Source organism: Corallococcus sp. CA054B, assembly GCF_003611625.1.
In the GTDB taxonomy this organism is placed as follows: Bacteria; Myxococcota; Myxococcia; order Myxococcales; family Myxococcaceae; genus Corallococcus; species Corallococcus coralloides.
The window spans coordinates 23,212-39,950 of the sequence record NZ_RAVY01000074.1 but is presented as its reverse complement, the minus strand read 5'-3'; the positions used below and the strand labels follow the sequence as shown (position 1 = coordinate 39,950).

The 16,739-nt window shown below is 70.2% G+C and carries 16 protein-coding genes and 1 tRNA gene; 1 reads left to right on the top strand and 16 read right to left on the bottom strand.

All coding sequences use genetic code 11. The annotated features are described in order from the left end of the window. Positions 1–192 precede the first annotated feature (192 nt). Positions 193–266, top strand: a tRNA-Arg gene (locus D7V80_RS19400). A 151-nt stretch (positions 267–417) separates the two neighbouring features. Here D7V80_RS19400 and D7V80_RS19395 read toward each other — a convergent pair. The 16 genes from D7V80_RS19395 to D7V80_RS19305 all read right to left on the bottom strand — a co-directional run bounded on the left by D7V80_RS19395 (position 418) and on the right by D7V80_RS19305 (position 16,562). Further along, positions 418–1,515, bottom strand: coding sequence for a glycosyltransferase family 4 protein (locus D7V80_RS19395; protein WP_120589555.1), 1,098 nt, complete (start codon positions 1,513–1,515; stop codon positions 418–420). Between the two features lie 120 nt (positions 1,516–1,635). Further along, positions 1,636–2,919, bottom strand: coding sequence for a hemolysin family protein (locus D7V80_RS19390; RefSeq protein WP_120589561.1), 1,284 nt, complete (start codon positions 2,917–2,919; stop codon positions 1,636–1,638). A gap of 84 nt (positions 2,920–3,003) precedes the next feature. Beyond that, on the bottom strand, positions 3,004–3,432 hold the full coding sequence (locus tag D7V80_RS19385; RefSeq protein WP_120589554.1) for a response regulator: 429 nt from the start codon (positions 3,430–3,432) through the stop codon (positions 3,004–3,006). Between the two features lie 50 nt (positions 3,433–3,482). Next, complete coding sequence (locus D7V80_RS19380) at positions 3,483–4,334, bottom strand: metallophosphoesterase (protein ID WP_120589553.1); 852 nt, start codon at positions 4,332–4,334, stop codon at positions 3,483–3,485. 504 nt (positions 4,335–4,838) lie between these two features. Next, complete coding sequence (phoU, locus tag D7V80_RS19365) at positions 4,839–5,522, bottom strand: phosphate signaling complex protein PhoU (protein WP_014395431.1); 684 nt, start codon at positions 5,520–5,522, stop codon at positions 4,839–4,841. A gap of 29 nt (positions 5,523–5,551) precedes the next feature. After that, positions 5,552–6,295 (bottom strand): phosphate ABC transporter ATP-binding protein PstB, encoded by a 744-nt coding sequence (pstB, locus tag D7V80_RS19360; RefSeq protein WP_120589560.1) that lies wholly within the window; start codon positions 6,293–6,295, stop codon positions 5,552–5,554. A 46-nt stretch (positions 6,296–6,341) separates the two neighbouring features. Continuing rightward, a complete protein-coding gene (gene pstA / locus D7V80_RS19355; RefSeq protein ID WP_120589551.1) occupies positions 6,342–7,253 on the bottom strand; it encodes a phosphate ABC transporter permease PstA in 912 nt (303 codons plus the stop codon). Then, entirely contained in the window at positions 7,250–8,245 is a 996-nt protein-coding gene (gene pstC / locus D7V80_RS19350; protein WP_014395434.1) for a phosphate ABC transporter permease subunit PstC, read from the bottom strand. Before pstC ends, pstA begins: the two co-directional genes overlap by 4 nt. 58 nt (positions 8,246–8,303) lie before the next feature. Beyond that, entirely contained in the window at positions 8,304–9,128 is an 825-nt protein-coding gene (locus D7V80_RS19345) for a phosphate ABC transporter substrate-binding protein (RefSeq protein WP_120589550.1), read from the bottom strand. A gap of 113 nt (positions 9,129–9,241) precedes the next feature. Continuing rightward, entirely contained in the window at positions 9,242–9,931 is a 690-nt protein-coding gene (locus tag D7V80_RS19340) for a response regulator (RefSeq protein WP_120589559.1), read from the bottom strand. 302 nt (positions 9,932–10,233) lie between these two features. Beyond that, positions 10,234–10,629, bottom strand: a complete 396-nt coding sequence (locus D7V80_RS19335; protein WP_147447142.1) for a hypothetical protein — start codon at positions 10,627–10,629, stop codon at positions 10,234–10,236. Between the two features lie 187 nt (positions 10,630–10,816). Beyond that, positions 10,817–11,296, bottom strand: a complete 480-nt coding sequence (locus D7V80_RS19330) for a histidine phosphatase family protein (RefSeq protein ID WP_120589548.1) — start codon at positions 11,294–11,296, stop codon at positions 10,817–10,819. Between the two features lie 65 nt (positions 11,297–11,361). Further along, positions 11,362–11,814: a DUF1634 domain-containing protein gene (locus tag D7V80_RS19325; RefSeq protein ID WP_120589547.1), complete on the bottom strand. Its 453-nt coding sequence runs from the start codon at positions 11,812–11,814 to the stop codon at positions 11,362–11,364. Next, positions 11,811–12,674, bottom strand: coding sequence for a sulfite exporter TauE/SafE family protein (locus D7V80_RS19320; protein ID WP_120589546.1), 864 nt, complete (start codon positions 12,672–12,674; stop codon positions 11,811–11,813). The genes D7V80_RS19325 and D7V80_RS19320 overlap by 4 nt, the downstream gene beginning before the upstream one ends. A 354-nt stretch (positions 12,675–13,028) precedes the next feature. Further along, positions 13,029–14,795, bottom strand: coding sequence for a chloride channel protein (locus D7V80_RS19310; RefSeq protein ID WP_120589558.1), 1,767 nt, complete (start codon positions 14,793–14,795; stop codon positions 13,029–13,031). Positions 14,796–14,966: 171 nt separating this feature from the next. Next, positions 14,967–16,562, bottom strand: a complete 1,596-nt coding sequence (locus D7V80_RS19305) for a S1C family serine protease (RefSeq protein WP_158616666.1) — start codon at positions 16,560–16,562, stop codon at positions 14,967–14,969. Positions 16,563–16,739 lie beyond the last annotated feature (177 nt).

Here is a 16,739-nt window from a genome sequence, read left to right as displayed (position 1 = left end):
GGTCGGGCTCAGGGCAGGGGACGCCGCGGGCGTCCGGGGTGACTCCGTGCAGGCCAGGCAGGCAGCGAGGAGGCCAGCGGATAGCAGGGGTGCGCGGTTCATGTCCCCGGGTCTAGTCCAGGGCAGGTCAGGATTGCGTGCTTGCGTCGTCTGGGGACTTCGGTTACTCCTCCGACACCGGAAAGCGGTTCTGCGCGATTAGCTCAGCTGGATAGAGCGTTGGCCTCCGGAGCCAAAGGCCGCAGGTTCGAATCCTGCATCGCGCGCAGACGTAAGGGCCCGGAATCACTGGGGAAATCCCAGGGATTCCGGGCCTTTGCTTTTGGGCCCTTTCCAGCTCCGTCCGAAGCGGGCCCGTCCAAGACGGCATGGCCCGGAGGCCACTCCACGCGGACGCCCAGCGAGCGCCTGTCCCGCTCAGACACCCGTCACCTGACGGATGAACGCGAGCATCCGCGAACACGTCGTGTCCAGGTCCATGTGCGCCTCGGCCATGCGGCGGGCCTCCCGTCCCATGGCCTCCAGTGTCGCCGGGCGCTGCAACAGCGCGTCCAGCATGTGCGCCAGCGCAGTGTAGTCCCCCGCCGGCACGATGCGCCCGTCCACGCCGTCGCGCACCAGCTCGCCCACGCCACCCGCGGGCGTGGACAGCACCGCCAGGCCCGCGGCCTTCGCCTCCGCGATGGCCCAGGACGACATGTCCGCCATCGTCGGCAACACGAAGAGGTCCGCCGCCTGCGCCAGGCCAATCAGCTCCGGCGAGTTCGGCTGCAAGCCCACGTGGATGCGCACCCCCGGCGGCGCCTCGAAGGGCGTGGACGTCACCAGGTCCAGCCGCCAGTTCCTCCGCCGCGTCTCCCGCGCCCAGCGCAGGAGCAGCTGGCCGCCCTTGCGCCCCAGGTCGCTTCCCACGAAGAGCAGCCGCACCACGCCGTCCCGGGGCTTCTTCTCCGGCGCCGGCCGCCACAGCGTCGTGTCCACGCTGGGCCACACGACGTGCACGCTCTTGTCGGGCACGCCGTACTCCTCCACCAGCGAGCGCTTGGTGTACTGCGAGAAGGACAGCATCCCCTTCGCGATGGCGTACGTGCGCCGGTGCAGCACGTTCTTCGCCCGGCCCAGCCAGCCCGCGTGCTGCGTGCGCAGGCCGTAGTAGCGCAGGTATTCCTCCAGACCGCTGGGCGTCGCGTCCGTGGAGATGACACTCGGCACGCGGCGCATGAAGTCGTGCGACAGGTGCGCCAGCCGCTGCGTGTGCACCACCGCGGCCCGCACCGGCTCCCGCGAGGAGGCCTGGTTCAGCGCGACGCGCGCCCGCAGCCCTCCGCGCATCGACAGCCGCGAGCGCACCATCGGCAGGTGCTCCCAGAGGTCATTCACGTGCTCGTCGATGGGCAGCCACACCGGCGTGATGTCGGTGCGGCGCCCCATGGCCCGCTTGAGGTTGTCCAGGAACACCGCGTTGCCGAGCGTCGTCTCGATGACGAACGCGATACGTGGGGCTGAGGACTGCATCCGATGTGCGCGCCTCCCCAGGGCCGGGGTGCCCCTCCCGGGCATATAGGTGCCCGGTGCGGCATCTCCAACGGGACCCCGGGGCAGCGTCCGGATTCACACGAAGGGGAGGGACCGCCGTCACGCCTCCGGCTGCACGGGCTGCTCCAGCAGGTGGAAGCGCACCTCGCGCACGCGGCGCGGCGACGCCTCCACCACCTCCAGCACCGTGCCGTCCGGCATGGACAGCTTCGTGCCCTGCTCCGGGATGGCGCCTCCCGCGAGCGCGATGCACAGGCCCGCGACGGTGGAGTAGTCCTCGTTCTCCTCCAGCTCCAGCCCCAGCGCGCGGTTCACCTCGCGCAGGCTCGCCTCGCCCTGCACCACCGCGAGGGTGGGCCCCTCGCGCCGCACCAGCACCTCCGGCGTCTCGGACTCGCTGAGGATGTCCCCCACGAGCTCCTCCACCAGGTCCTCCACCGTCACCAGCCCCACCACGCCGCCGTGCTCGTCCACCACCACCGCCAGCTGCATCCGCCGGCGCTGCAGCTCCTTCATCGCCGCGATGGCGCGCATGGACTCCACCAGGAACAGCGGCGGGCGCAGCACGTCCTCCAGGACGATGAGGTGCCCCTCCCAGGCCACGCCCAGGAGGTCCTTGGCCACGATGTACCCCACCACGTTGTCGATGGTGCCCTCGCACACCGGCATCCGCGAGTGCCCGTGCTCCAGCAGCACCTGGCGGATCTCCTCGTTGCTCGCGTGCCGGCGCAGCGCGACGATGTGCTCGCGCGTCACCATCACCTCGCCCAACGTCAGGTCCCCCAGCTCGAAGGCCCGCGACGCAATCTCCCCCGCGCGCGGATCCAACGTGCCCTGCTTCGACGCCTCCTCCACCAACTGCATCAACTCGTCCGGCGACAGGCGCGACTCGGAGAAGTTCGTCTTGTCCCCGAAGAGCTTCAGCACCACGTTGGAGCTCGCGGTGAGGAACCACACCAGGGGCCGCATCACCCACGCCAGCGCCTTGAGCGGGCGGCCCAGCGTCAGCGCGTACTGCTCGGAGAAGCGCAGCGCCAGGGACTTGGGCACCAGCTCCCCCAGCACCAGCGACAGGTACGACACCAGCGCGACCACCAGCGCGAACGCCACCTGGCTCGCCGTGGCCTCCGGCACGCCCAGGCCGGACAGGACGCCCGCCAGCCGCTGCGCGATGCTCGCGCCGCCGAAGGCCGCCGCCGTGGAGCCAATCACCGTGATGCCAATCTGCACCGTGGCGAGCAGCCGCTCCGGATCATCCCGCAGCGCCGCGACGGCCTTCGCGGACTTGCTGCCCTGCTCCAGGAGCTCCTTCAGCCGCGTCTTGCGCACGGACAGAAGGCCCAGCTCGGCGCCCGCGAAGACGCCATTGGCCAGGACCAGCAAGAGGATGATGACGAGCTCCGTGACGATGGCGGACCTCCCGGCTGGACCCACCCCGCGTCATGGCGGCGGGTGACCCCTCCCGTCCTACACCCCCAGCGATTGCAGGAGGAGCGACAATTGGTCGCGACTCGCACCCTTGGGTAGGTAGTAGTGGGGACCCGACATGAGTGCGCTGCCTACATCCTGCGCCGCCGCGGAGGTGAGGAAGACGATGCGCGGGGTGGTGGCCGCGCGTGGCAGCTTCTCCACGACCTCCAGGCCACTCATTCCCGGCATGTTCAGGTCCAGCAGCATGACCCCGAAGCGCTCGCCCCGCTTGAGCGAGTCGAGCGCCTCCTGTCCGTCCGCTGCCTCGGTGGTCTCATAGCCGAGGTCCTCCAGGCTCACCCGGAGGAATTCCCTCCAGTCCGCGTCGTCATCCACGACCAGGACCTTCCGGGCACCATCATCCAGCGCGAGTCTCCCCAAGCATCCTCCTGACCTGGGGAGAACCTCCTGGGGACCCGCTGGCATTCGCGACACTTGGACTTGGGGACAGCCTCCAGCAGGCAGCCGGTCAGGCCCTAGAAGAGCGCCATGCCCAGCTGGCCCACCAGGTACTGGAGGGCAGGCCTGACGTTGTGGACCGCCGTGCGCGGCTTCGCGGGCTCCGACGCCTGACACCACGCGGGCTCGCCCACCAGCCGGCCGGCCATGTGGCTGAAGACGCGGAAGCGCCCCAGGTCCGTGCTGCTGCCGGAGTTGTAGACGCGCAAGGAGCGCTCGCCCGGGGTGCCCAGGTCCGCCTCGCTGGGGATGTGCCGGTGGCCGTGCAGCACCAGGTCCGCCCGGCCGCCCACGCGCTCCAGCAGTCGGCTTCCCAACGCGAGCTCCGACGCGTGGGGCAGGCCGCACTTCGTGGCGATCCACTCCGGGAAGCTCTCCAGCGGAAGCGGCATCACGTGGTGGTGCAGCAGCACCGCGACCAGCGCGTCCTTCGGCGCGTGCTCCAGCACGCGGTCCACTTCGTCCACGACGCCTTCCGTCAGTTCGCCGTGGCTGTGGAAATAGTTGCGGTTGTGCTCACCGGTGGAGTCCACGCAGACCAGGAAGAGGCCCGCCGTCTCCACGGTGTGGACCTTGCGACCCTCCATGAAGCCGCTGCCCACATCCTCGCCGGGCCGGTCATGGTTGCCAGGGATGAAGGTGAGGCGCCCGGTCTCCATCCAGGGCGAGAAGTGTTCACGGAAGCGCTGGAACTCGGCGTGGGATCCGCGGTGCGTGAGGTCACCCGTCACCACCACGTGATCCACCTCCTGCGCTGTCAGGGCCTTCACCAGGGAGGACGCTGACGCGTCGCTCTCGCGGCTCATGTCCAGGTGAAGATCCGAAAGATGCGCCAGCTTCAGGGAGGGCATGCTGAAGGAGATAGGCATCGGTTCTTCGAGCGGCGAGGGTTGCTGTACGAAGGTTCGTCAAAAGTTGGGCCAGCGTCGTTCACCCCACCCCGTTGCTGGGGATCCACTCCGTCGCGGGAGTGCTTCGAGCACGCATCGGCACCAGGCGCGTGCCTGACACCACGCGCAACCGCGTGCCGCGCCAGTCCACCGTGCGCCGGAACGCTCCATGCCACCACGCGGCGAAGCGCAGCGCGTGCCTGCGCCAGGGACGTCGAGGGCGCTACCGCTGTGCGGTGGATGACGCTCCAGCCGAAGGCCGCGGCGATCATCCCCGCCGCCGCGCTGGAGGACCCACAAGTCAAAGCGGGCCTCGGACGACAACAGCGCCTGGAGGAGGAGGGCCACGAGGCCCACTGCGGACGCGGCCAGGAGGAGGCTGGAGGCGATGAGCATGTCGCCACCCTGGAGGCCCCACAAGGCGGGACCGGGGCGGCGGGGCGGCGGGACGGCCAACTCGCCGTGACACGCCGGTGAAGCCGCCTACTCCAGGTCGCGGCTTCGCGGGTGGCGGACGTCCTTGCCGCGCACCATGTAGATGACCATCTCCGCCACGTTGAGCGCGTGGTCGCCAATGCGCTCCAGGTGCTTCGCGATGAACATCAACGCCGTGGCCCGGCGGATGTTGCGCGAGTCCTCCATCATGTAGGCCAGGAGCTCGTTGAAGATCTTGAGGAAGAGGGCATCCAGCAGGTCGTCCCCCTTGAGGACGTCCTCCGCCTTGGCCGCGTCCCCGGACACGAACGCGTCCAGGGCCTTCTTCACCTGCTGCTGCGCCAGCTCCGCCAGCTTCGGCGTGTCCACGTACGGCGCCAGCGGCGGCGCCTGGTTCAGGTCCATGGCGCGCTCGGCGATGTTCACCGCCAGGTCACCGATGCGCTCCAGGTCGGTGACGATCTTCAGCGCCGTGGTGATGAGGCGCAGGTCGGAGGCGGCCGGCTGGCGCAGGGCGAGGATGCGGCGGCACAGGTCGTCGATGTCGACCTCCAGCCGGTTCACCTCGCGGTCCGCGCCCACCACCTGCTCCGCCAGCGCGGAGTCGCGGTCGGTGAGGGCGCGGGTGCTCTGGGAGATGAGGGTCTCCACCTTGGCCCCCATGGCGAGCAGCTTCTCGCGCAGGTTGCGCAGGTCCTGCTCGAATGCCTTGTCGGTGTGCGTGGCCGCCATGTCGTCCTGTTCCGTCGCGCGGGAGGGCTTCAGCCGAACTTCCCGGTGACGTAGTCCTCCGTGCGCTTCTCGTGGGGATTGGTGAAGATCTGCTCCGTGGGACCGCACTCCACCAATTCCCCCATGTAGAAGAAAGCCGTCCGGTCGCTCACGCGCGCGGCCTGCTGCATGTTGTGGGTCACGATGGCGATGGTGTACGTGGCCTTGAGCTCGTGGATGAGCTCTTCGATCTTCGCCGTGGCGATGGGATCCAACGCGGACGCGGGCTCGTCCATCAGCAGCACCTCCGGCTCCACCGCCAGCGCGCGCGCGATGCACAGGCGCTGCTGCTGACCGCCGGACAGGCCCAGGGCGCTCTCCTCCATCCGGTCCTTCACCTCGTCCCACAGCGCCGCGCCGCGCAGGGACTTCTCCACCCGGGCGGCCAGCTTCGCCTTGTCCTTGAGGCCGCCCACGCGCAGGCCGTAGGCGACGTTCTCGAAGATGGACTTGGGGAAGGGGTTGGACTTCTGGAAGACCATGCCCACGCGCCGGCGCAGGTCCACCACGTCCAGGGAGCGGTCGTGGATGCTGCGGCCGTCCAGGAACACGCTGCCGTCGTGGTTCGCGCCGGGGATGAGGTCGTTCATCCGGTTGAGCGAGCGCAGGAAGGTGGACTTTCCGCAGCCGGACGGGCCGATGAGCGCCGTCACCTTGTGCTCGAGGATGGCCAGGCTCACCTGCTTGATGGCCACCTTGCTGCCGTAGCGCAGGGTGAGCTCACGGGCTTCCATCTTGTTGCGCGGCGTGGCGGAGGAGAGGGGCATGGGATGAAGGGCGTCAGTGGCCGGCCGCGGCCTTGCGGCGCGTGCGCGTGCGGATGAAGACCGCGACCAGGTTGAGGGCGAAGGTGAGCAGCAGCAGCACCAGCACCGTCGCGTACAGCAGCGGGCGGGTGGCCTCCACGTCCGGCGACTGCGTGGCCAGCACGTAGGTGTGGTAGCCCAGGTGCATGAACTGCGAGTTCAGGCTCGTGGGCAGGTCCGGCAGGAAGTACGCCGCGCCGGTGAAGAGGATGGGGGCCACTTCCCCCGCGCCACGGGAGACGGCCAGCACCGCGCCGGTGAGGATGCCCGGCAGCGCGCCCGGCAACACCACCCGCGCCAGCGTCTGCGACTGAGTGGCCCCCAGCGCCAGGCTCGCGGTGCGCTGCTCCTGGGGCACGGCGCGCAGCGCTTCCTCCGTGGACACGATGACCACGGGCAGGGTGAGCACCGCCAGCGTGAGCGACGCCCAGAGGATGCCCGGCTGGGCCCAGTGCAGCTCCTCGTAGCCCAGCGCGTGGTCCAGGCCCTTGCCCACGAAGAGGATGAAGAAGCCCAGGCCGAAGAGGCCGAACACGATGGACGGCACGCCCGCCAGGTTCGCCACCGCCACGCGCACCGCGCGGGCCAGGAAGCTGGAGGGCCGCGCGTACTCGTGCAGGTACACCGCCGTGAGCACGCCCACCGGCATCACCGCCAGGGTCATGAGCAGCGTGAGCGCCGCGGTGCCGACGAGGGCGGGGAAGATGCCGCCGCCCATCATCCCGTCCGTGGGCGCCTGGGAGAGGAACTGCCAGGACAGGTGGCTCCAGCCGCCCTGGATGACGTCCAGCAGGATGAAGGCGAGCATCGCCACCATGACGAACGCGGCCAGCCCCGTGAGGGACACGAGCGACAGGCCCACGACCTTGCGAGTGGCGTGCTTCACCCCGCACCTCCCTTGAGCCGCTGGATGACCTTCTTCGTCCACATCCCCGCGAGCAGGTTGAGCACGAAGGTGAAGAGGAACAGCTCCACGCCGATGAAGAAGAGCAGCGCGTAGTGCGGGCTGCCCACCACCACCTCGCCCATCTCCGCGGCGATGGTGGCGGACAGCGAGCGCACCGAGTCGCCCAGGTTCCAGGACACGATGGCCGCGTTGCCGGAGGCCATGAGGACGATCATCGTCTCACCGATGGCGCGCCCGAAGCCCAGCACGCACGCGGCGAGGATGCCGGGGGCCGCCGCCGGGAGCACCACCTTCCACGCCGTCTCCCAGGGCGTGGCGCCCAGCGCCAGGGACGCCTCCCGGTAGCTGCGCGGCACGGCGGTGAGCGCGTCCTCCGTCACCGTGAAGATGACCGGCACGATGGCCAGCGCCAGGCCCAGGCCCGCCACCACGGCATTGAGCCGGGACGTGAAGCCGAACGTCTCCTGGAGGAAGGAGGCCATGACCATCAGGGCGAAGAAGCCCAGCACCACGGAGGGGATGCCGGCGAGCAGCTCGATGGTGGGCTTGAGCACTTCACGCAGGCGGCGGGGGGCGAACTCCGCGGCGAACAGCGCGCCGAAGATGCCCAGGGGCACGGCCACCAGCATGGACACCGCCGTCGTCTTCAGCGTGCCGATGAAGAGCGGAATCATGCTGACCTTGGGCACGTTGGACACCGGCTGCCACACGTAGCCCAGGGGCTTCCCCTTGCGCACCATCTGCGGGAGGAACATCTTGGAGAAGCTGGCCTCCTCGCGCGCCGCCGCGTCGGTGACGAGCGTCAGCGCCTCCTTCGCCACGAAGACGAGGATGAGCACCAGCGCGGCGATGCCCGTGAAGGCCACCGCGGTGATGAGCGCGGCGATGGCCTTCTCCTTCAGCTGGCGCCGGCGTGCCGCGTGCGACAGCGTGGGCAGCGCCACGGGGGGCGCGAGGTCCTGCTCCTGCATGACGGCCTGTCTATCCAACATGGGAACCCCGCGCCGGGTGACAATCGCGTGACGCCAACTACTTCACAGGGAAGTAGCCGACCTGGGTGACGATGGCCTGGCCCTCGGAGGACAGCGCGAAGTCGATGAAGGCCTTCACTTCGCCCGAGGGCGCCTTGCCCAGGTAGAAGAACAGGTCGCGCGACAGCGGGTACTTGCCGCTCTTCACGTTCTGCGCGGAGGGGGCAATGGTCTCATTGCCCTTCTTCACCTTCAGCTCCTTGATGCCCTTGCCGTACGCGGCGCCGCCGTAGCCGATGCCGTTCTTCTCCTTGGCCACCGCGTTGACCACCGCGGCCGTGCCGGGGAGCGTCTGCGCCTCCGGGGCGAAGTCCTCGCCGCCCAGCACGTGGTCCTTCACGAAGACGTAGGTGCCGGAGGAGTTCTCACGCGAGTACGGGACGATGGGAGCGTCCTGTCCGCCCACGTCCTTCCAGTTCGTCGTGTCGCCCAGGTAGATGGCCTTGAGCTGCTCCGCCGTGAGCGCCTCCACCTTGTTGGTCTCGTTGACGTAGAAGGTGACGCCGTCCTTGGCCACGGACAGCGCCGTGGGCGCGGCGTTGTTGCGGGCGCGGATCTTCGCGGCTTCCGCGTCCTTGATCTCCCGGCTGGACATGGCGATGTCGGTGGTGCCGTTCTGCAGGGCCGCCAGGCCCGTGCCGGAGCCGCCGCCCGTCACCTGGATCTTCGTGGCGGGGTTCTTCTTCATGAACGCCTCCGCCCAGCGCTGGGCGAGGATGACCATGGTGTCCGAACCCTTCACCGTCACCGTGCCTGCCTGGGCGGTCAGCGGGAGGACGGCAAGCCCGAAGGCGACGAAGCCAGAGAGCAGAGTCTTCTTCATGAGGTGTCTCCTCCCTCGAAGATGCAGCCGAGGACGCGTGACGATCTATGGACCCGATGTGGCTGTTTGACGGCCCTTGCGTGACAAATGGGTAACGGAAAGGGAGCCCCTGGCTACCCGGCCGCCGGGTCCACGATGCGGTAACCCACACCTCGCACCGTCTCCAGGAGGGCCCGGGCAGGGCCCAGCTTGTCGCGCAGGCGCATGACGTGCGTGTCGATGGTGCGCGTCTCCAGCGCGCTGGACAGGCCCCAGACCTGCTCCAGCAACTGTTCGCGGGTCTGTACCCGGCCCAGCCGGGCCATGAGGAACTCCAGCAGGCGGAACTCCAGCGCGGTGAGGGGCGTCTCCTTCTCCTCCACGAAGAAGCGGTGCTGGGTGACGTCCAGGCGCAGGGGGCCCAGCGCCAGTGGGGGCGTGCCCTCCTGGGGCGAGGACGCGCGCCGGAGGATGGCCTTGAGCCGCAGCACCAGCTCGCGCACGGAGAAGGGCTTGACGACATAGTCGTCCGCGCCGACCTCGAAGCCGCGGATGCGGTCCGCCTCCTCGCTCTTCGCGGTGAGCATGACGATGAGCACGTCACGCAGGCGGGGGTTGGCGCGCAGGTGGCGGCAGACCTCGATGCCGGACAGGTCCGGCAGCATCAGGTCCAGCAGCACCACGTCCGGGGGCTGCTCGCGCGCGGCGGTGAGCGCCGCCTCTCCGGTGAAGGCCACGCGGGTGGTGAAGCCCGCGCCGCGCAGGTTGAAGTCGATGAGCTCCGCGAGGTCGCGCTCGTCGTCGACGATGAGTACGTGGGACATGGCGGGCACGTACTGTGCGCGCATCGCTTCGCGCCTACGTGACGCGCCGGCAACAAGTGCGTCACGTCCGTCACGGGACTGTGTGCGCGAAAAACGACGGGCGCGGACGGGCCCCGGGGAGAAGGGGGACGGGGCCGTCCGCGCCGCTTGTCCTCGCCCGGGTTGCGCGAGGCCATCTTCGGCGTGCGGTCCAGCGCATCCGCGCCGTGGCCGTCGCCATGATCCTGTCTGTGGGGCACCGCCCGCATGGCGGCATCCACGCCGCGCGGCTCATGGGCTCAAGGCGCGGGGGACGGCGGACGTCAGACGGCGGCTGCTTCGTCCAGGCCACCGCGGCGCGGCAGCTGTTTGCGGCGCAGCGCGATGCCCTGCTCGTCCGGAGCGTCAGGCGGGGCCACGGAGGCCCCGCCGCGCAACGCGGGCTGGAGCGAGGCAATGAACGCGGCCAGGCCGCATCCGGTGGGGACCGGCTCGATGAACAGGCCGCCCGAACGGCGGTGCTTCTCCGCGAAGACCTTGATGCCAACGTCGGCGCGGGGGTGGTCTTCCTCGAAGGGGCCCTGATTGCCCTGCCCCTGGCTCAGCGGGACGATGGGCGTGAAGGGCTTGTTGGGCGCCATCACCCCGGGCAGGGCCCCGAGCCCGATGACGACCAGGGCGATCAGCTTCAGCTTCAGCAGGCTGAGCACGCGTGCCACGACCGACGCGCGCTCGTGCTCCAGGCCGTGTCCGGCACCGGGAGTCGCGGGGGCTGTGGCCTGTGGAAAACGCATGTTTCGCTGGAGCACGAACAACCTGACGGAGCGTGTACTCCTGCATGCGACGGGGGTGTTTCGCAAGCCCTCGTACGGGGAAACCGCATCTCTCCGGAGCCGCGAGCGTGGCTTACGGGCGCCGCAGGGACCGCCCCGGCGCGGCCATCCACTGCAGGGAGAAGACGCGCCCTTCGGGCCGCAGGGCGACCGCGCAGCCCTTGCGGAGCTTGTCCGGCAGCGCATGGCCCAGCGCGAGCGCGGCGGCGCGCTCCAGCGAGGGATTGTGTCCCACCAGCGCCCAGCCCGGGCCCACGTCGCGCGCCAGCTTGAGCACGTTGCGGGCCGCGCCCTTCATGGGCACGAGCGCGGGGTGGACCTCCACGTGGGACAGGCCGAGCGCGTCCGCGAGCAGCTCCGCGGTCTGCACCGCGCGCACCAGGGGACTGGTGACGATGCCCATGAGCGGCGTGAGGCGCGCGAGCTTCTTCGCGTGCTGACGGAAGGCGGCGCGGCCCTGGGGCGTGAGGGCGCGGGCCTCGTCGCCCAGGGCGTGGGAGTCCTCGGCCACGGCGTGGCGCACGAGGAGGAGGGGGAGATCGCGTTCGGCCATGGGCGCGCGTTGTAGTGCGATTCGCGCCCGCGTGGATGTGACGAACGGGTGGACTGCTGAGTGGACTACTCCACACCGCCCAGGAGGAAGGCGAGCAGGAGCAGCGCGAGCACTCCGGTGGTGATGGCGGCGAAGGTGCGGTCCTTCTGCGCGCGGAAGATGCCCAGGGACAGGGCCACGCGCAGCACGGGCACGGTGATCATCACCAGGAGCCCCGCCATCACGAAGGACTGGCCGCGCACGGCCATGACGCCCTCGAAGACGTCCGTCAGCTGGTGCGGCGCGTCGTCCGGCGAGGTGAGGCGCTGGAGCGCATCCGAGGATGAGAAGTAGTCCGGGTGCCGGAAGAAGGTCATCACCATGCCGCACGTGACGAGCGACAGGCTGAGCAGCACGCCGCCGCGCAACAGCTGGCTGATGAGCAGCTCCGGCGTGAGCGGCACCACCTCGTCCTGCGCGACGGCGGTGGTGGTCGTCGTCTCCCGAGGAGACGGAGGTTCGGCGGGTTCCGGGCTCATCCTTGGATTCCCTTGGACAGCATCTCGTACGACACCCACAGCAGCACGGCCACGAAGAGCCTGCGCAGGGAGGCGCTCTTGAGCTTCGTGAGGTAGCGCGAGCCCGCGAACGCGCCCAGCGTGACGCCCACGCAGACGGGGCCGGCGATGAACGGGTCGATGTCGCCGCGCGCGAAGTAGATGCCCGCGCTGGCCGCCGCCGTGACGCCGATCATGAAGTTGCTGGTGGCGGTGGAGACCTTGATGGGCAGCCCCATCGCCAGGTCCATGGCCGGCACCTTCAGCGCGCCAGAGCCGATGCCCAGCAGCCCGCTCACCGTGCCCGCGATGTACATGAGCCCCAGGCCCATGAGCGGCCGGTGCACGCGGTACGCGACCTCGCCGCCGGTGGACACGTCGTAGTAGCTGCCGTGCAGCGCGAGCCTGTCCGCGAGGGCATCCGGCGGCGGCTCTTGCCGGGGGCGGCCGTCTTCGTGCAGCTTGCGCAGCATCGCGAGCGCCGAATAGGCCATCACCGCGCCGAAGAGGAAGTACAGCGCGCGGCCACCCACCGCGCCCGCGAGCATCGCGCCCGTGACGGCACCCGCCACGGTGGCCAGCTCCAGGAACATGGCCACGCGCATGTTGGCCAGGCCGTCGCGCACGTACGCCGCCGCCGCGCCGCTGGACGTGGCGATGACGGACACGATGGAGGCCCCCACCGCGTAGCGGATGTCCACCTTGAGCACGAGCGTGAGGACGGGGATGAGGATGAGGCCACCGCCCAGGCCCAGCAGCGAACCCAGCAGGCCCGCCCCAATGGAGACGCACAGCACGATGGCGACGAAGTTGAACGGAGTGGCGTCCAAGGCGATGGCCATCTTCCTCCCAGCCCTCCCGCATGCAAGCGCTTCACGCGCAGCCCGGCTGGTTGCCCGCCCTGGACCGTCCCTTCAGGGTGAGCGGACGGTGGCCCTTCAACGTTGCCGGGGCGCGTCGGACGGCTTCGAGTCGTGTGACGGAGACTTATCCGGGGGCTGAGGTACGGGCCAACCCTGGAACAGCGGCCAACCCCGGTAGGGATTGCCCCGGGTGGGTTCCTCCGTGGGTACGGGTCCTTCCGGACGATGCTGACCGGGGCGGGGTGGGGTGCGCAGCAGCACCCACGTCAGCACGGCGCACAGCAGGCTCATCACGACGATGCTCCACGCGCGCGTGCGGGGCTCCAGCGCCATCTAGAAGCGCCCCCGCTTGAGCAGGTCGCCCTTGGAGAGCGAACCCAGCAGGCGCCGGCTTCCGTCCACCACGGGCAGCCGGTCCAGCTCCGTGTGGCTGAACCGCGCGGCCACCTCCGACAGGGACAGGTCCGGGGTGATGGGCTGCACGCCGGTGTCCATCACGTCCGCGGCCACGGTGGCCTGGAGCAGCGAGTGGTCCGGCAGGTGGCCCTTGAGCGCGTCCAGGGAGATGACGCCCAACAGGCGCCCCTCCGCGTCGGTGACGTAGAGGTCCGCGCCCGCGGGCTGCTCCAGGAGCAGCACCACCACCTCGTTGAAGGGCGCGGAGGGAGGCACCCGCTGCGTGGCCGGTGACAAGAGCGAGCGCACGCCTTCCTCCCGCAGCCAGTGCGGCACGGAGGCGGGCACGCGCACGTCGCGCTTCACGAGCACGGACGTGTAGAGCGACTCCGGCTCCAGCCGGCGGCTGACGACGGCGGCCACCACCGCGGCGAGCATCAGCGGGAGGATGAGGTCGTAGTCACCGGTCATCTCGAAGATCATCAGCACCGCGGACACGGACGCGTGCGTGGTGCCCGCGAGCACCGCGCCCATGCCGAGCAGCGCGTAGGCCCCGCTGGGCGCCGCGCCGCCCGGAATCGCCCGCTCCACCAGCATCCCGAACGCGCCGCCCAGGAGCGCGCCGAAGAAGAGGGACGGGGTGAAGAGCCCGCCCGGCACCCCCGCGCCCGCGCACAGCGACGTCACCGCCAGCTTCGCCAGGGGCAGCATGAGCAGCAGCGTGAGGGGCAGCGTCCCGTGCAGCGCCATGTTCACGGAGTCGTAGCCGTTGCCCATGAGGTACGGCCCCGCGATGGCGGTGAGGCCCACCACCGTCATCGCGACCAGCGGAATGAACGGGGTGAGCCACGACGGCAGCTTGTCCAAGAGGTCCGACGTGACGTTGATGCCGCGCACGTAGAGCGCGGAGGCCCCACCCACGAGCACGCCCAGCATGAGCGCGAGCAGCAGCTCCCGCGGGTGGGTGAGGGCGTAGTGGGGGATGACGTAGCTGGGGTGGTCCGCGATGAGGGTGCGCGACACGAGCGTCGCCACCACGCACGACACGACGATGGGGCCAAAGAGCTCCAGCGCGAAGCTGCCCAGCAGCACCTCCAGGCCGAAAAGGGCCGCGCCGATGGGGACGTTGTACGCGGACGCGATGCCCGCCGAGGCGCCGCACGCCACCAGCACGCGCGCCTGGCCCGGCCCCAGCTTCAGCCACCCGGACAGCGCGGACCCGCTGGCCGCGCCCGTCTGGAGGAGCGCGCCCTCGCGGCCCAGCGGCGCCCCCAGCGCCACCGCGAGGATGGACACGAAGCCGCGCAACAGCGCGCGAGGGAAGGGCAGCCGGCCGGACTTCACCCAGATGGATTCGATGATGCCCGCGGTGCCGTGGCCTCGCAGGGGCTGGCCCACCACCAGGGACACCAGCGTCACCAGCGCGCCGCCCAGCACCGGCACCAGGAACCGGCGCCAGCCCGGCGACGCGAGCGCCCCCTCCAGGAAGTGCTCCGTGTTGCTCTGCCAGAACAGGTGCTGGGTGAAGCGCAGCACGGCGAGCAGCGCCACCGCGCCCAGTCCGGAGATGAGGCCCACACCCACCACCAGCACCCAGAAGCGCCGCTCCTGCCCCAACAAGCCCCGGAGGATCCGCCGCAGCCAGGGCGAGGGAGCCCCCGTCCTCAGGTCGGGATGCACGGCTCCGGATGCGGGTTCGGGCATGGCCTCCACACCTGTCCAATGTACGGAGGCGGGAAGGGCCTTCCCGAGACCGCGCTGTGCTTTCCGGTGGCGCCCGCCTGGCTGACTGCCCTCAGGACGGGCTGCATGCCCACCCGGGTCCTGGCCGCGCAGCGCTGCGTGCTTCGCGCGGGCAGTCGCGTTCCGGATGAGCTACTTGCCCGCCGGAGTCCTGGCCGCCTTCCCCTGCGTACTCTTCGCGGGCTGACGCTTGCCGGAGTCACGGGGCGGCGTGCTCGCGGGTGCTTGTCCCGCCGGCTCCCCCGTGAGGCCCAGGTGGATGCCGGGCGGCGGAGGGTTCTTCAGCACGGACTCCGTGCGCGTCGCGGGCTCCGTGTCGTCCGGCGCGAAGCGGTCCGCCAGCTCCGCGACGGCGTCACTCAGCTCACGGTGCGCGACGATGGTGCGCTCCAGCGTCTTGCCCAGCCGGGCCGACGTGTCGAAGGTCTGCCGGGATTCGTCCGAGCCCGGCAGCGAATCCTGGTACGAGAACGTCAGCGTCGCGTCCCGGCGCAGCGCATCCAGCAGCCGGGCCAGCTGCTGTTGCAGCTCCGCGTCCTGCTCCGCGCGAGGGCGCTCCAGCAGGCCCCGCTCGCCCCCGAACCAGACGCGCCCCACCTTCCCGAAGCCCTCGTCCAGGGAGGCCACGGGCAGGTCTTCCAGCACGAGCAGCGGGTGTACGCGGCGCGGAAAGTCCTGTTCATACAGCGCGAAGAGCAGGGTGCCATCCGCGCGAGGGAACACCGCCGCGGTGCGCGAGCCAAAGGGGAAGAAGGGCGTGGCGGACACCTCCGCGCGCTTCGCCACGCGGGCGCGGGCCAGTGCGTCCAGCGGCGTCGTGTCCTCCATGGCACGCCTGGGCGTGCGGCGCAGGTTGTTCATCAGGTCGCGCGCCTGGTCGATGCCCACCACCACGTTGAGCGCGCTGCCTCGCGAGTAGCCCGCGTGGTAGACGCCCACCAGCTCGAACTCGCCCGTCTTGCAGGAGATGGCGAGCACGGGCGACCCCGAGTTGCCCTGCGACAGGAGCGCGTCGATGACGAAGTCATCGTGGTACCACTCCTTGTACTCGTCGCGGTCGTAGGCGGAGATGACCTTGCCCATGTTGGTGGCGTTGAAGACGCCCAGCGGGAAGCCGCGCACGTCCACCACGTCGCGCTCGCGCACGGCGGCGCTCTTGCCCACCTTCCACGGCATCACCGTCAGGGGCGCCTTGGACTTGATGACGGCCAGGTCCAGCTGCGGATCCACCACCGCCTTGGACAGCGGGATGTCGTCGCGGTCGTAGTGGTCCGCCTCGTTCTCCACGATGCTCAGCGCGTCCTTCACGCGCTTGCAGCCGGAAGGCACGCCGTCCACCGGGTGCGCGTCGCTGGTGACGTCCGGCCACTCCACGACGTGCTCGTTGGTGAGCAGCAACGTCTCCCCGGCCTGCTGCCTGTACGCGAACGCGGTGCCGTGCGCGGACACCGGCGTGCGCGTGCGGCGCACGTTGCCCTCCGCGCCGTAGGACAGGCACTCGTACACGGCGGTGCTGCGCACGCAGTACGTGTACTTCTTCTGCATCGCCTGCTCGAAGGCCCGCGCCTTGGGGGACAGCGCGGCGTAGCTGTCCGCGTACTCGCCTTCGCAGTACGGCGCGGGCGGCGGCGCTTCCGCCGTGGGCGGTGGAGTCGCGGGGGGAGCCTCTGCTCCGGCAGCGGTCAGGGACACCGCCACCACCGACAGTCCGACCATCCACCCGACCATGGCCCCTCCCGCGTTGTCGTCGCCTGAGGTGTTGCTAAGGCCCGGAGCGCCCACGTGCATCTGTGCGCGCGGGAGGCCGAGCGGATTTCGCGGTGCGAAAAGCCCGCTGTCCGTCAGAAGTGACGGAGCGCGTGTCCATTCCCGGACGGGCTGGCCCCACGCGCACGCACCCGGTGG

Coding starts and splice junctions, on each gene's coding strand:
- D7V80_RS19310 (WP_120589558.1), bottom strand. CDS start 14,795: ATGCCCGAACCCGCATCCGGAGCCGTGCATCCCGACCTGAGGACGGGG.
- D7V80_RS19345 (WP_120589550.1), bottom strand. CDS start 9,128: ATGAAGAAGACTCTGCTCTCTGGCTTCGTCGCCTTCGGGCTTGCCGTC.
- pstB (WP_120589560.1), bottom strand. CDS start 6,295: ATGGAAGCCCGTGAGCTCACCCTGCGCTACGGCAGCAAGGTGGCCATC.
- D7V80_RS19330 (WP_120589548.1), bottom strand. CDS start 11,296: ATGGCCGAACGCGATCTCCCCCTCCTCCTCGTGCGCCACGCCGTGGCC.
- D7V80_RS19385 (WP_120589554.1), bottom strand. CDS start 3,432: ATGCCAGCGGGTCCCCAGGAGGTTCTCCCCAGGTCAGGAGGATGCTTG.
- phoU (WP_014395431.1), bottom strand. CDS start 5,522: ATGGCGGCCACGCACACCGACAAGGCATTCGAGCAGGACCTGCGCAAC.
- D7V80_RS19325 (WP_120589547.1), bottom strand. CDS start 11,814: ATGAGCCCGGAACCCGCCGAACCTCCGTCTCCTCGGGAGACGACGACC.
- pstC (WP_014395434.1), bottom strand. CDS start 8,245: ATGCAGGAGCAGGACCTCGCGCCCCCCGTGGCGCTGCCCACGCTGTCG.
- D7V80_RS19380 (WP_120589553.1), bottom strand. CDS start 4,334: ATGCCTATCTCCTTCAGCATGCCCTCCCTGAAGCTGGCGCATCTTTCG.
- D7V80_RS19340 (WP_120589559.1), bottom strand. CDS start 9,931: ATGTCCCACGTACTCATCGTCGACGACGAGCGCGACCTCGCGGAGCTC.
- D7V80_RS19305 (WP_158616666.1), bottom strand. CDS start 16,562: ATGGTCGGGTGGATGGTCGGACTGTCGGTGGTGGCGGTGTCCCTGACC.
- D7V80_RS19320 (WP_120589546.1), bottom strand. CDS start 12,674: ATGGCCATCGCCTTGGACGCCACTCCGTTCAACTTCGTCGCCATCGTG.
- D7V80_RS19395 (WP_120589555.1), bottom strand. CDS start 1,515: ATGCAGTCCTCAGCCCCACGTATCGCGTTCGTCATCGAGACGACGCTC.